The following is a 13,619-nucleotide window of genomic DNA, read 5'->3' on the forward strand; positions in this document are numbered from 1 at the left end:
GCGCTGAGGTGGTCGCGGGTCGTTTTCGTCACCGGTGGGCGGGACCCCTCCTCAGCAGCGGCCGGCGCGCGGCAGGCGCCACCCCCCCGGTCGAGACACCCAGCCGCGTCGCGGTCTCAGGCGGAGGCTTCGTCCTGGCCGATGCGGGGGAAGGGGTCGAGGGAGAAGATGACCTCGACGGGCAGGTCGAAGAACCGGGCGATCCGCAGCGTCAGGTGCAGGCTCGGGGCGTACTCGCCGCGTTCGAGGTAGCCGACCGTCTGGTAGTGGACTCCGAGCGCATCGGCGAGCTCGCGCCGGCTGACGCCGCGTTCGGCACGCAGCAGCCCGATGCGGTTGTGGACGGTGTCGACGCTCAACGGTGACCTCCTCGGCCCGTGGCGGGACCTCGCGGGTTCAGCGGATCATCTGGAGGGCCTGGTCGCGGCCCTCGGCGACGCGGGCACCGGACTGCCGGCGTGCCATGCGGCGCAGCACCGGCGGGGCGACCAGCATGCCGGCGATACCCCAGGCGACCAGCACCGACACCGTGGCCAACGGGCGCCAGCTGCCACCGATCTCGATCGCGGCCGCCGACTCGGGCAGGAACGCCGACCGCATCCCGAGCCCCAGCCAGTACATGGGGAACGCCTGCGCGATCGGCTGGACCCACCCCCACAGCTGCTGGACCGGGACGAAGATGCCCGAGATGGCGCTGAGCACCATGATCGGCAGCATGCCCCACGTCCCGAGCTTCTCGGGGCCAGGGACCAGTGACCCGATGACGATCCCGAACGGCAACGTGGCGAGCAGCCCGAGCCCCACGACCCACAGCAGGGTCAACCAACCCTCGATGCCGCGGTGCATCAGGCCGTCGAACAGCACGAAGCTCGGTACCAGCACGACGGTCAGCAGCGGCACCACGCTGACGGACTGGAGCAGGACCTGGCCGCTGACGTAGCCGAGCATCCCGTGGGGCACGAGCTTGCTGCGCAGCAGCGTGCCGTCCTGGCGTTCGACCGACAGCGCCGCCGCCGGCCCGATGATGGCGCTGAACATCACGAGGCCTCCGAGCAGACTCGGCATCGCGACCTGCGGCAACAGCAGCGAGGTGCCCTCGACCTCCGACCCGCGGTTGAACCACAGGTAGAGCACGACCGCGGTCGCCATCACCAGGTAGAAGGCCTGGTCCTGGGGGCTGCGCAGGCTCAGGCGGAACTCGGTCCATCCCCGTGCGAGGCCGATCCGGACGGCCTGGGTGCGGCGGTTCACGCGTCCACCTCCGTGAGCGTCGGCTCCTGGCCGGGCGCGGAGCCCGTCCCGAGTTCCTCGCGGCTGACCAGCTCGAGGTAGGTGTCCTCGAGGGTCGCGCGACGGACCTCGAGGTCGGTGATGCCGGTGCGGTGGGCGGTCAGCAGGTCGCGGACGTAGGCGGTGGGGTCGGCCGTGGTGTGCACGAACCGTTGCCCGTCCTGCGTCCACCGCACCTCGGCCTCGGCCGCGATCCGCTGCGCCAGAGCATCCGGGCTGCCGTCGGCCGCGATCTTGCCGCCGGCCAGGATCAGGATGCGGTCCGAGAGCTTCTCGGCCTCGGCGAGGTCGTGGGTGGTCAGCAGGATGGTCGCGCCCTCGAGGTCTGACAGGCGGTGGACGAGCTCGTGGAACTCGCGCCGCGCGTGCGGGTCGAGCCCGGCCGTGGGTTCGTCGAGGAACAGCAGCTCGGGCCGACCGAGGATCCCGACGGCCACGTCGAGCCGGCGGCGTTGGCCGCCCGACAGGGTCCCGATGCGGGCGTCGACGAAGTCGCCCATCCCGACGAGAGCGACCAGGTCGTCGACCTCGTAGGGCCGCGGACGGTCCGGTGTGGCGTACCCGCGGTAGTAGGCGCCGAGGTGTTCCAGCAGCGCCCGTGGCGACCAGCGGGCGTGGTCGCGCCACGACTGGAGCACCACCCCGATCCGGGCGCGCCAGTCCTCGTCGGCGTCGATGGGGTCCTGACCGAGGACGCGCACCTCGCCCCCCGATCGGCGCCGGAACCCCTCCAGGATCTCGATCGTGGTGGTCTTACCGGCGCCGTTCGGGCCGAGCAGTGCGATGACCTCGCCGCGGTCGACGTCGAGATCGACCCCGCGCAGGACGTCGTTGGTCCCGTACCGCATCCGCAGGTCCTGGACCTCGATGACCCGGTCGCCAGCCGTCGACGGGCGTGGGTCGTTCGCGGGCTCGTGCACGGTGGCTCCTGTCCGACGCCGGGCAGGCGTACCGGGTCGTCGCGACTGCGGTGATAGTGGTCCTGCTACGACCGTAGCAGGACCACTATCACTGTAGCAGGACTACTACATCAGGCAGGAGCCGCGCTGCTGCCGAGTGCATCTGGACGGAGAGCGCACGTTGCGTCACCCATCAGGGGGGTGGTGTGCGCTCAGAGCGACACGTCCCGTCGGGGCCGCCCGTTGCTGTGCCACCATCCGACCGAGCTCCCGGGTGACTCGACCCGGGTGGGGAGTCGGGTGGCCAGTGAGCGAGACCATCGCCGGAGGGACGGGGTACCTCGGGTACATCGGGGGGTGGGCGCCGGTCTGCGCCCTGGCGGGACCGTTGGAGCGCGCTGAGCCGGACGCCGTGCGCGACCTGCTGCGCGAGTCGCACCGGTCCGGCCTGATCACCAGCTTCGACTGGCCGACGTGGATGACGGGTCGGGGCCGTGAGCTGAGCGGGAACCCGGACGCCATCGCCGATGCGACCCTGGAGGAGTGCCGCCGGTTGCTGGTCGCACACGTGCGTCGCGATCGGTTCGTGGCCGGCCACCTGAAGGCCATGATCGACGACGGTGAGGTGCCGTCCATCCTCCGCCGCGCGGCGCAGCTGACCGGGAACGCCTGACCGACAGGCGGCCCCCGGGTCAGGTCAGGTGGGGGGCAGCAGGCCGGCGGCCAGCCGCTGGACGTAGGCGCTGTCCGGCCCCGCGGCGGTCGCTGCGGAGCGGTCGGCCTCGTCGACCCCTGGACGCAGCGGCAGCAGCGGGTCGCCGTGCAGGGTCTCGATCACCCCGCCCGCCTCGGTGACCAGCAGCGATCCCGCCGCGATGTCCCACACCTTCGGGATCATCGCGATGGATGCGGCAGCCACCCCCGAGGCGACCGTCGCCAGGTCGAGCGCGGTCGCGCCCATGACCCGCGGGTTGAGCCGGAGGCCAGCCCCGCGGGCCCGGCGAGCGGTCCCGGTGGTCAGCATGACCGGGATGTGCCGGTTGCGGCCGTCGCGCCAGTCGACCGGTGGACGGACCGCCAGGCGCCGTCCGCGCCGGGTCGCCCCCTCGCCGCGGATCGCCACCGACCGCTCCTGCAGCGGCGGCGCATCGATCACGCCGAGGACGACCTCGCCCTCGAGTGCCAGCGCGACCGACACGCACCAGTAGGGCAGGCCCGCCGTGAAGTTCGAGGTCCCGTCGATGGGGTCGATGATCCAGCACCAGTCCGTGCCGGGTACGACGGTGTCCTGCTCCTCGGACACGATCCCGTGGTCGGGGAAGGCCTCGGCGAGGGTGCTGGTCAGCAACCGGTCGGCCTCGTGGTCGGCGGCCGTGACCGGCGTCCCGTCACCCTTCGCCTCCGGGTCGAGGCGACCCGTCTGGGCGAGCAGCGACGGTCCGAGCCGGTCGAGCGCGCCATCGAGGACCGTCAGCGCCCGCGCGAGGGTCGCGGTGGTGCGCGCGCGCGCGTTCACGTGGGTTCCCGGTCGCTCGGTTCCGGCGGCCGACGCACGGTAGCGGCCGCGTCCGCGCGCCCACCGGGCGGAGGGGTGGCCGCCTGGAGGACGGGGGTGCAACCTACGCATCCGTAACTTACGCTGTCGTCGGTTCCCCGACCGTCGATGACCCCTGCGGTCACCGCACCCCCGCGAGGCACGTGTGTCCCTCACCGCTCCCCCCACCGTCCGTGACGAGACCCCCACCATCCGCGGCATCAAGCTCGCGTCGCCGCGGATCCTCAAGTGGCAACGCACCGCGATGGTGTTCATCACCGGCGTCCCCCTGGTCGGCCTCGTCGCCGCGCTCTGGTGGGGCTACGGCCGCGGGGTCAGCGGTGTGGACATCGGCCTCCTGGTCGGCTTCTACATCGCGACCGGCCTCGGCATCACCGTGGGCTTCCACCGGATGCTGACCCACCAGAGCTTCAAGGCGCCTGCGCCGGTGCGCGTCGCCTTCGCCGTGCTCGGCTCGCTCGCGGTCCAGGGCGCGGCGATCGACTGGGTGGCCACCCACCGCCGCCACCACGCCTACACCGACGTGCCCGGTGACCCGCACTCCCCGCACGTCGATGCGGGCGACGGGCTCGGTGGTCTCTTCCGCGGCCTGTGGTACTCCCACGTGGGGTGGATGTTCGCCCCCGACGGGACCGTCGCCGAGGTGTGGGCCCCCGACCTGCTCAAGGACCGGGGTGTCGCGCGTGTGTCCCGGGCGTTCCCCTGGCTCGTGCTGGTCACGTTCCTGCTCCCGGCCCTGCTCGGTGGCCTCATCACCACCTCGTGGAGCGGTGCGCTGTCGGGCCTGCTCTGGGGTGGCCTCGTGCGGGTGATGCTGCTGCACCACGTGACGTGGTCGATCAACTCCATCTGCCACGTGTTCGGCACCAAGCCGTTCAAGGCGCACGACGAGAGCCGCAACAACCCCATCATGGCGCTGCTCGCCTTCGGTGAGGGTTGGCACAACGCCCACCACGCCTTCCCGGCGTCGGCACGGCACGGCTTGCGCTGGTGGGAGTTCGACGCCTCCTGGATCGTCATCCGCACGATGGCGGCGATGCGTCTGGTGCGTGACGTCAAGCTGCCGACGCCCACCCAGCTCCAGCGCCGCCGCAACCCCCGCACCGCACGCACGTGACACCGGCGGTCCGGGCCCAGCCGTTAGGGTCAGGGCGTCGAGCCCGACCGGGGGAGGGGCCCAGGTGAGCAAGCGCGTGCGGATGTCGGCCCAGGAGCGGCGTGAGCAGCTCGTGGGGGTCGGACGTGCCGTCTTCGCCGAGCGTGGGTACGAGGCCACCTCGGTCGAGGAGATCGCCGAACGCGCAGGGGTCAGCAAGCCTGTCGTCTACCAGCACTTCGGCGGCAAGGAGGGCCTGTACGCGGTCATCGTCGACCGTGAGGTCCGCCACCTCACCGACTCGATCAAGAGCTGCTTCGACGCGGTGACCCCACGCCTCGTCGCCACGCGGGCCGCCGACGCCTTCCTCACCTACATCGAGGAGCACGAGGAGGGCTTCCGGGTCCTGGTCCGCGACGCACCGACCCCGCTGACCGAGGGATCGTTCGCGACGGTCATCGCCGACGTCGCCGCCCGCTGCGAACAGCTGCTGGTGGACGAGTTCGGCGACCGTGGCTTCGACGAGGACACCGCCCCGATGTACGCCCGCATGCTCGTCGGTGCGGTGGCCCTGGTGGGCGAGTGGTGGCTCGACGTGCGCAAGCCCAACCGCGAGGTCGTGGCCGCCCACGTGGTCAACCTGCTGTGGAACGGCCTGTCACGCCTCGAGCCGGTCGACGCCAAGCGCCTCAAGAAGGCTGGCAAGCACCGGGATGCGCTGCTGGCCGACCCGACCCCGGACCCCGAGACCACGAGCGAGAAGCGATCGTGACCACCCTGCGAGTCGCCGCCGTCCAACACGTCCCCGCGTGGCAGGACCGCGACGCGACCCTCGCCGCGCTCACCCCGACGGTGGCCGTCGCGGCGTCCACCGGGGCGCGCGTGGTCGTCCTGCCCGAGATGTTCGCGGTCGGGTTCACGATGGCGGTGGCGCAGGTCGCCGAGCCCGAGGACGGCCCGACGGTCACCTGGATGCGCGAGCAGGCGGCAGACCTCGACGTGTGGGTGGTCGGTTCGATCCCCGAGGTTCGTCCCGGCGACGAGCGGCCGGGCAACGTGTGCTGCCTCGTCGCGCCCGACGGGACCGTGCACCGCTACGCCAAGCGGCACCCGTTCGGGATGGCCGACGAACCCGCGCACTACCGGGCCGGCGACACCCACGTCACCGTCGACGTCGACGGCGTCCGGGTCACCCCCACCGTCTGTTACGACCTGCGCTTCCCCGAGCAGTACCGGGCCACGGCCGACGACACCGACGCCTACCTCGTCGTCGCCTCGTGGCCGGCCCCGCGGGCCCAGCACTGGTCCGCGCTGCTGGTGGCGCGTGCGATCGAGAACCAGGCGTACGTGGTCGGCGTGAACCGGGTGGGTGTGGACGGCAACGGCCTCGAGCAGGCTGGGCGCAGCGTGGTCGTCGACCCGCTCGGCCAGGAGTTGGTCCGCGCCGGCGACGCCGCCACGATCCTCAGCGCGGACCTGGACACCGATCTGGTGGCGCAGGTGCGGCGCGACCTGCCGTTCCTGGCCGACCGGCGCGCCGACGAGCTCCCCTCGACCTGACCGCCGCAGGTCAGCCGTCGACGATCGATTCGTCGAACTCGGGTGGCTGCACGAGCGGGTCGCGGACCGCGCCGCGCAGGTGGTGGTCGAGCCAGCCCCGGGTCCACGTCTCGGCGATGTCGTGCGTCCGCGCACCGTCGGTCGGGCCGGCCAGCCCGAGGCGCGCCGCGAGCGGTGACATGAACGGCAGCAGCGTGACGTCCCGGTGCGCGGTGCCGGCGACGGACACGAGCGCCGCCGGCCCCGTCGAGGACGCGCGGAGGCGCCGGAGCCGCGCGTCGTTGTCGTTGCCGACCCACTCCTCGCTGCGCAGCGCCAGGAACGGGACCGTCAGCCCGTCGCCGACGACGACGTCGGGGACGGGCTCGACCCACGGGTCGAACCCCACGACCGCGGCACAACGCCGATCCTCCGCGCACAGGCGGACCGCCGCCCCGCCGCCGGTCGAGTGGCCGACCACGCCGACCGCGTCGAGATCGAGCCGGCCGGTGAGGGCGGGGACGGCTCCCTCGGCGAGTTCGTCGAGGAGGAAGGCCAGATCCTGGGTGAAGGTCTCCACGAGGCGTTCGGACGCCGCGTCGTAGACGTCGGAGGCGACCCCGTCCGGCAGCGCCGACTCGTCGATGGGGACCACCCGGCCGTCGGGGAAGCTGGTGGCCACCGACCCGTGGGTGTGGTCGAGCGCGGCGACCACGTACCCGTGGCTGGCCAGGGACTCGGCGAGGTCCGACTGGATGGTCCTGAAGCCACCCCAGCCGTGGGCGTACACCACCACCTGCAGCGCACCGGCCTCCGGTGTCGGGGGGACGTCCGCCGTGGCGTGCGACCGGACGAGACCGACGTGGTCGAGGGTGAAGGGCGGGAAGCCGAGCCAGCTGGCTGCGTGCCGTCCGAAGCTCGCTCCGGCCGGGATCAGGGGTCCGGGCCGGACGGGCGCGTCGATGTCCGCCGGGTACCAGACCTGGAGGACCAGCCGACGTGGCGCCGTCGGGTTCGGGCCGTACCGATCGAGCCGCTGCTCGTCGACCAGTTCGACGACGCTCGTGCCGACCGGTCGTGGGCCGGAGGGCGCCGGCAGGGTCGGGATCGGTAGCGCCCACCCGAGCGTGCCGCCGAGGATCGCGAGCAGTCCGACCAGTGCCCAGCCACCGCGCCCGCTGCGCGGGTCGGGGGTCCGCGCCACGTCCCCGGCCGCGGCCAGGACGACCACCACGCCGGCGAGGTAGAGCGAGGTCAGCTGCCACCGCGCGCCCTCGGCGAACACGTGGCCCGCCGCGACGAGCAAGGTCACGACGGCGACGAGGACGGCCACCGCCGGGGCCCTGGCGGCCCGCGTGACCGGGCGGACCGTGCCCACGAGCACCATCGCGAGCAGCGCGAGCTCGGCAGGTCGCACAGCACCTCGAGGCGGTCGGCAGCGGGGGAGATGCACGGTTCGGCGCCGTGCACGGACGAGGAGGACGAGGGGACGCTAGACGATTGGACCGGTGAGGACCCCCGTCGGGGGCCGTAGTCTCCCGCCCGCGCCGCGGAGCCGCGGGGCGAGGGTGGAGTCGACGGTGGACGTGGCGCTGGTGACCAGCGAGTTGGACGTGTCGGTCGCGGCGTACGCCGCGACCATGGACGTGCCGCTGCGGGCCGAACTGGAGCACCGCGGTGCGAAGGTGCACACCCCGCGCTGGGACGACGAGTACGTCGACTGGGACGCGTTCGACCTCGCCCTCGTGCGCACCACCTGGGACTACCCCGGACGTCGCGACGCCTTCGTGGCCTGGGCGGCTCGTGCCGGCAGCTCGACCTCGCTGTGGAACCCTGCCGACGTCCTGCGCTGGAACACCCACAAGTCCTACCTCATCGAGCTCGAGGAGCGCGGCGCGCCCGTGGTCCCGACCGCGTGGCTCGCGGCGGGGGACCGGGTCGACCTGGCCGACCTGCTGGCCGCGCGCGGCTGGCCTCGCGCCGTGGTCAAGCCCGCGGTCGCGGCCGGGGCCAGGGGCCTCCGGCGGGTCGGGGCGTTCGGATCGTCGCCGGACGCCGACGCGGTCGATGCGCAGGCCCACCTCGACGGGCTCCTCGCCGCGGGCGACGTCATGGTCCAGCCCTACCTCGATGCGGTCGAACGCGACGGCGAGGTCTCGGTCGTGCTGGTGGACGGGGTGGTCACCCACGCGGTCCGCAAGACCCCCGGCCCCGAGGACTTCCGCATCCAGCTGCAGCACGGTGGCCGCTACCAGCGGCTCGGCCTGGACGGGGACGGGGCCGAACCGGCCGCGCTCGCCCGCTGGATCCTCGAGGCGTCCGGGCACGATCTCCTCTACGCGCGCGTCGACCTCCTGCGCGACGACAACGGTGCCTGGCAGCTCGCCGAGCTCGAACTCACCGAGCCCGACCTCCACCTCGCCCAGGCCCCCGAGGTGGGTACGGTGCTGGCGGACGCCGCGCTCGCGCGCGCCTGAGCCCGGGGGGCACTCCCGCGCCATCCACGGCCGCGGTCGTGCGCGAACGGGTGACGAGGTGGTCACGGCGGTGGCCGCCGCCGCCGACGATCTCGGAGCGCACGTGGGTGCCATGCGGGTAGCGATCACCGGTTCGACCGGCCTGATCGGGGAGGCGTTGGTCGCTTCGCTCACGGCGGACGGCCACCGGGTGCAGCGCGTGACGCGCTCGCGGGCGAACGCCGGACCCGACGATGTGGTGTGGGATCCGCAGGGCGGGGACGTGGACACGGCCGCGCTCGAGGGCGTGGACGCGGTCGTGCACCTCGCCGGCGAGCCGCTCGGCAGCCGCCGCTGGAACGCCGCCGTCAAGCGCGAGATCCTCGCCTCCCGCTCGGTCGGGACCCGGACGCTGGCCGAGGCGCTCGCCTCGCTCGACTCCCCGCCCGCGGTCCTCGTCTCCGGCTCGGGTAGCGGGTACTACGGCGACCGCGGCGATGAGGTCCTCACCGAGGACGAGCCCCCCGGCGACGACTTCGTGGCGGGCGTGGTCGTCGCCTGGGAGGCCGCCACGCGACCGGCCGCCGCCGCGGGCATCCGGGTCGCCTGCTCGCGGACCGGCGTGGTGATGGCCGCGGGCGGCGCGCTGATCGAGAAGGTCGAGTTGCCGTTCAAGCTCGGGGTCGGCGGCCGTGTCGGCAGCGGTCGCCAGTACGTCCCGTGGATCTCGCTCCCGGACGAGGTCCGCGCGCTCCGGTTCCTCATCGACGAGGAATCGCTCGCCGGACCGGTCAACCTCGTCGCGCCGCAGCAGCGGACCAACGCGCAGCTGACCAAGGACCTCGGTGCGGTCTACCGGCGTCCGACGGTGATGCCGATCCCGCTGTTCGCGGTCCGCGTGGCTTACGGCGAGGGGGCCGTCGCGCTCGCGGCACCGAGCCAGCGGGTGGTCCCGACCCGCCTGGAGGGCGCCGGCTTCCGCTACGAGCATCCGGAACTCCGCGGCGCCCTGGAGGCCGCGCTCGGCCGGCGTGCACGGTGAGCCGCCGGGATGCGTTCCGCTGAGGTCAGCGACGTCCGAGGAAGCGACGCAGGTCACGGACCGCGGTCCGTGCGGCGCGGTTGGCGCCGATCGTGCTGGCCGACGGGCCGTAGCCGAGCAGGTGGATGCGCGGATCGGCGGCCACCTGCGTGCCGGCCATCCGGACGCCGCCGGCGGCATCCCGCAGGCCGAGGGGGGCCAGGTGGTCGATGGCGTGGCGGAAGCCCGTCGCCCAGAGGACGACGTCGGCACGGACGTGGCGGCCGTCGTCCCAGGCGACGCCGTCGTGGGTCAACCGGTCGAAGATCGGGAGGCGTTCGAGCACACCTCGTTCCCGGGCTGCCTCGACCGCCGGGGTCACCGCGAGGCCGGTCACGCTGACGACGCTCGACGGGCGCCTCCCGGCGGCGACGGCCTCCTCGACGCGCGTGACCGCGGCGCGGCCCGCCGCCTCGTCGAAGGGGGTGTCACGCCACGCCGGCGGTCGGCGGGTGACCCAGGTCGTGGTCGTCACTTCGGCGAGCTCGGCGAGGTGCTGCACAGCGGAGTGGCCGCCGCCGACCACGACCACGTGCTGCCCCGCGAACCCGTCCGGGCCGTCGTAGTCGGCGGTGTGGAGCTGTCGGCCGCCGAAGCGGTCGGCGCCGGGGTAGGTGGGCCAGAACGGCCGCGTCCAGGTCCCCGTGGCGTTGATCAGGGCGCGCGCCCGCCACGTGCCGCGCTCGGTGTCCACGAGCAACCGGTCGCTCGCGTCGTCCGCCTCGCGGACCGAGCCGACGATCACCGGCCGCACGACGGGCAGCCCGAAACGACGCTCGTAGCGGGCGAAGGCCCGCGCGACCACGTCCCGCGCCTCGTCCTCATCGTCCCCGTCCGCGATCGTCTCGACCCCGGGCAGCGGGTACAGGCCGTGGACGTCACGCAGACGCAGGCTCCGCCACCGGTGCTGCCACGCCCCACCGGCGGCGGCGTTGGCATCGAGCACCACGAACTCCCGGTGCGGCGCGAAGCCGCGCCCGGCCAGGAAGTAGGCCGCTGACAGCCCCGCCTGACCCGCACCGACGACCATGACCTCGACATCGGTCACGGCTGGCCCCGACCGTCGGCGGCGAACACGTCGTCGGTGGCAGCCGCGGCCGCGACGCGACCGGCGTGCGTCGGCGCGTCCGGCACGTGAGCCGGACGATCGACGGCGAGCTCGCGGCGCAGCACCGGCACGACCTCGCCGCCGAGGATCTCGAGCTGGTCGAGCACGGTGGGCAGGGGCAGCCCCGCGTGATCCATCAGGAACAGCTGCCGCTGGTAGTCGCCGACGTGGTCGCGCATGCCGGCGTACCGCTCGATGACCTGCTGCGGGCTGCCGACGGTGAGCGGGGTCTCCGCGGTGAAGTCCTCCAGGGACGGGCCGTGTCCGTAGACCGGCGCCACGTCGAAGTACGGCCGGAACTCGCGGACGGCGTCCTGGGAGTTGCGACGCATGAACGCCTGCCCACCGAGCCCCACGATGGCCTGATCGGCGCGGCCGTGGCCGTGGTGCTCGAAGCGTTCCCGGTACAGGGTCACCATCCGGACGGTGTGCTCGAGCGGCCAGAAGATGTTGTTGTGGAAGAACCCGTCGCCGTAGTAGGCCGCCTGCTCGGCGATCTCGGGGCTGCGGATCGAGCCGTGCCACACGAACGGTGGGACGCCGTCGAGCGGTCGGGGGATCGAGGTGAAACGCTCGAGCGGTGTGCGGTGACGGCCCTGCCAGTCGACCTCGGTCTCGCGCCACAGGCGGTGCAGCAACCCGTAGTGCTCGTAGGCGAGCGACATGCCCTCGCGGATGTCGTAGCCGAACCAGGGGTAGACCGGTCCGGTGTTGCCGCGTCCCATCATCAGGTCGACCCGGCCGTCGGCCAGGTGCTGCAGCATCGCGTAGTCCTCGGCGATCTTGACCGGGTCGTTGGTCGTGATCAACGTCGTCGCCGTGGACAGGATCAGCCGTTCGGTCCGGCCGGCGATGTAGCCGAGCATCGTGGTCGGGGACGAGGGCACGAACGGCGGGTTGTGGTGCTCGCCGGACGCGAAGACGTCGAGACCGACCTCCTCGGCCTTGAGGGCGATGGTCACCATGGCCTGGATGCGCTCCGCCTCGGTGGGCGTGCGACCGGTGGTGGGGTCGCGGGTGACGTCGCCGACCGAGAAGATCCCGAACTGCACGAGCTGCTCCGAAGGTGAGGTTGCGGCTGCAACCAGGCCCAACGCCACGGCGGCGCGGGCTGTTCCGGACCTCCGGCCTGGGATCCGCGGGGACCTCCGGCCCTGTGGTCGTCCCCGTCGCACCCGCAGGCTGGTGAGACGGGGGATCCACGAGGAGGTTCACCGTGCGTGCGTTGGTCGTCTACGAGTCCATGTTCGGCAACACCCGGTCGATCGCGGACGCGGTCGCACTGGGCCTCCGTGAGGCCGGGGTCGAGGTCGAGGTGGTGGAGGTGGGGACGGCCCCGACGGGTCCCGCCGAGGACGTGGGGTTGCTCGTGGTCGGTGCGCCGACACACGCACTGAGCCTCAGCCGGCCCGAGTCGCGCCGTTCGGCGAGCGAGCAGGCGGACGGTGCGATCGTCTCGATGGGGATCGGTCTGCGCGAGTGGCTGGCCGCCCTGCCGACGGGCCACGCCCTCGTGGCCGCCTTCGACACCCACATCGACCGCAAGGTGCCGGGTGCGGCGTCGCGCGCGGCGTTGAAGCGGTTGCGGCGCCGGGGCTACCACGCGGCCGAGCCCGCGCAGAGCTTCTACGTGTCCGACACCGTCGGTCCGCTGGTCGAGGGGGAGGTCGAACGGGCCCGTCGGTGGGGCCTCGAACTCGCCGCCAGCAGCCTCGTTGGCCAACAGGGGTAGCGCGTCAGCGCTCCTCGGGGACGACGCTGCGATCCGTGTCGCGGCTCCACCTTCCCCCCGCTGGCCGATCAGTTGGCGCCACCGGTCGCTCGGCCGACGATGGGGTGCCGGCGCCCGGACCCGACGGCACCCCGATGTGACGGACGTCGCGCGACGTGCCAGGGTCGGCGACCCAAGGCCGATGACACGACCTGTCCGGGGAGCCCCGATGACCGACGAGCCCGACGCGAACGAGGAGAACGAGGAGAACGAGTGGCTGCGCATCACGCGCGACGATCCGAGCCACTCCGCGTGGTACATCGAGCGGTTCCGCTCCATGGCCGCGGCGGGCGACGATCTGGTCGGTGAGGCGCGCCTCGTCGATGCGATGGTGCCGCGAGGATCCCGCATCCTCGACGCCGGCTGTGGGCCTGGCCGCGTCGGTGGCCACCTGGCGTCGGTCGGGCACGAGGTGGTCGGCGTCGACCTCGACCCCGAGCTGATCGCCGCCGCCGAGACCGACCACCCCGGGCCGCTGTGGCTGGTCGACGACCTGGCGACCCTCGACCTGCTGGCACGCGGGGTGGACGGCGCCTTCGACGCGATCGTCTGCGCCGGCAACGTGATGACCTTCCTGGCGCCGTCCACCCGGCGGCCCGTGCTCGACCGCTTCCGGAGCCACCTCGCCGGCGCCGGGCGGGTCGCGGTCGGCTTCGGGACGCAGCGCGGCTACGCGGTCGACGACTTCCTCGGTGATGTGGACGCGGTCGGCCTGGTGCCCGACCTGCTGCTGTCCACCTGGAGCCTGCACCCCTTCCACGACGAGGCGGACTTCATCGTGGCGCTGCTGCGGCCCACCGTCGACCCGCCGGGCTGAGCGTCCG

At 73.1% G+C, this 13,619-nt stretch carries 15 protein-coding genes; 8 read left to right on the top strand and 7 right to left on the bottom strand.

All coding sequences use genetic code 11. From position 1 onward, the window contains the following. Positions 1-116 precede the first annotated feature (116 nt). From NITAL_RS22195 to NITAL_RS22205, 3 genes are read right to left on the bottom strand one after another with little or no spacing between them, the layout of a single operon-like run. Positions 117-359 carry a helix-turn-helix transcriptional regulator gene (locus NITAL_RS22195; protein WP_052668490.1) on the bottom strand — a complete coding sequence of 81 codons (243 nt, stop codon included), beginning with the start codon at positions 357-359 and terminating at the stop codon, positions 117-119. A gap of 37 nt (positions 360-396) precedes the next feature. Beyond that, entirely contained in the window at positions 397-1,251 is an 855-nt protein-coding gene (locus tag NITAL_RS22200) for an ABC transporter permease (protein WP_052668491.1), read from the bottom strand. Beyond that, complete coding sequence (locus tag NITAL_RS22205) at positions 1,248-2,138, bottom strand: ATP-binding cassette domain-containing protein (protein WP_083442293.1); 891 nt, start codon at positions 2,136-2,138, stop codon at positions 1,248-1,250. Before NITAL_RS22205 ends, NITAL_RS22200 begins: the two co-directional genes overlap by 4 nt. Positions 2,139-2,496: 358 nt before the next feature. Here NITAL_RS22205 and NITAL_RS22210 point away from each other — a divergent pair, with 358 nt between their 5' ends. Next, positions 2,497-2,862, top strand: coding sequence for a DUF6508 domain-containing protein (locus NITAL_RS22210; RefSeq protein WP_052668493.1), 366 nt, complete (start codon positions 2,497-2,499; stop codon positions 2,860-2,862). A gap of 24 nt (positions 2,863-2,886) precedes the next feature. Here NITAL_RS22210 and NITAL_RS22215 read toward each other — a convergent pair whose 3' ends face one another. Then, positions 2,887-3,705, bottom strand: coding sequence for an inositol monophosphatase family protein (locus NITAL_RS22215; RefSeq protein WP_052668494.1), 819 nt, complete (start codon positions 3,703-3,705; stop codon positions 2,887-2,889). Between the two features lie 184 nt (positions 3,706-3,889). On the opposite strand from NITAL_RS22215, the gene NITAL_RS22220 reads away from it, so the two are divergent. The 3 genes from NITAL_RS22220 (at position 3,890) to NITAL_RS22230 (ending at position 6,400) form a co-directional block, all read left to right on the top strand. After that, positions 3,890-4,861 carry an acyl-CoA desaturase gene (locus NITAL_RS22220; RefSeq protein ID WP_052668495.1) on the top strand — a complete coding sequence of 324 codons (972 nt, stop codon included), beginning with the start codon at positions 3,890-3,892 and terminating at the stop codon, positions 4,859-4,861. 64 nt (positions 4,862-4,925) lie between these two features. Further along, a complete protein-coding gene (locus NITAL_RS22225) occupies positions 4,926-5,612 on the top strand; it encodes a TetR/AcrR family transcriptional regulator (protein ID WP_052668496.1) in 687 nt (228 codons plus the stop codon). Continuing rightward, positions 5,609-6,400 carry a nitrilase-related carbon-nitrogen hydrolase gene (locus tag NITAL_RS22230; RefSeq protein ID WP_211262600.1) on the top strand — a complete coding sequence of 264 codons (792 nt, stop codon included), beginning with the start codon at positions 5,609-5,611 and terminating at the stop codon, positions 6,398-6,400. The genes NITAL_RS22225 and NITAL_RS22230 overlap by 4 nt, the downstream gene beginning before the upstream one ends. 10 nt (positions 6,401-6,410) lie before the next feature. On the opposite strand, the gene NITAL_RS22235 is transcribed toward NITAL_RS22230, so the two are convergent. Further along, on the bottom strand, positions 6,411-7,796 hold the full coding sequence (locus tag NITAL_RS22235; RefSeq protein WP_052668497.1) for an alpha/beta hydrolase family protein: 1,386 nt from the start codon (positions 7,794-7,796) through the stop codon (positions 6,411-6,413). 151 nt (positions 7,797-7,947) lie between these two features. Between NITAL_RS22235 and NITAL_RS22240 the strand changes: the two genes are divergently transcribed. Both NITAL_RS22240 and NITAL_RS22245 read left to right on the top strand, forming a co-directional pair. After that, positions 7,948-8,856 carry an ATP-grasp domain-containing protein gene (locus NITAL_RS22240; RefSeq protein ID WP_157042033.1) on the top strand — a complete coding sequence of 303 codons (909 nt, stop codon included), beginning with the start codon at positions 7,948-7,950 and terminating at the stop codon, positions 8,854-8,856. Positions 8,857-8,926: 70 nt separating this feature from the next. Next, entirely contained in the window at positions 8,927-9,877 is a 951-nt protein-coding gene (locus NITAL_RS22245) for a TIGR01777 family oxidoreductase (protein WP_211262601.1), read from the top strand. 25 nt (positions 9,878-9,902) lie between these two features. Here NITAL_RS22245 and NITAL_RS22250 read toward each other — a convergent pair whose 3' ends face one another. Continuing rightward, a complete protein-coding gene (locus tag NITAL_RS22250) occupies positions 9,903-10,946 on the bottom strand; it encodes an NAD(P)-binding domain-containing protein (RefSeq protein ID WP_052669958.1) in 1,044 nt (347 codons plus the stop codon). Between the two features lie 14 nt (positions 10,947-10,960). Then, positions 10,961-12,076 carry an LLM class flavin-dependent oxidoreductase gene (locus NITAL_RS22255; protein WP_052668499.1) on the bottom strand — a complete coding sequence of 372 codons (1,116 nt, stop codon included), beginning with the start codon at positions 12,074-12,076 and terminating at the stop codon, positions 10,961-10,963. Positions 12,077-12,240: 164 nt separating this feature from the next. On the opposite strand from NITAL_RS22255, the gene NITAL_RS22260 reads away from it, so the two are divergent. Together NITAL_RS22260 and NITAL_RS22265 are read left to right on the top strand one after the other, a co-directional pair. Continuing rightward, complete coding sequence (locus NITAL_RS22260) at positions 12,241-12,756, top strand: flavodoxin family protein (RefSeq protein WP_052668500.1); 516 nt, start codon at positions 12,241-12,243, stop codon at positions 12,754-12,756. Positions 12,757-12,964: 208 nt separating this feature from the next. Next, positions 12,965-13,612 (top strand): class I SAM-dependent methyltransferase, encoded by a 648-nt coding sequence (locus NITAL_RS22265; protein ID WP_052668501.1) that lies wholly within the window; start codon positions 12,965-12,967, stop codon positions 13,610-13,612. Positions 13,613-13,619 lie beyond the last annotated feature (7 nt).

Origin of the sequence: Nitriliruptor alkaliphilus DSM 45188 (genome assembly GCF_000969705.1) — a bacterium.
In the GTDB taxonomy this organism is placed as follows: domain Bacteria; phylum Actinomycetota; class Nitriliruptoria; order Nitriliruptorales; family Nitriliruptoraceae; genus Nitriliruptor; species Nitriliruptor alkaliphilus.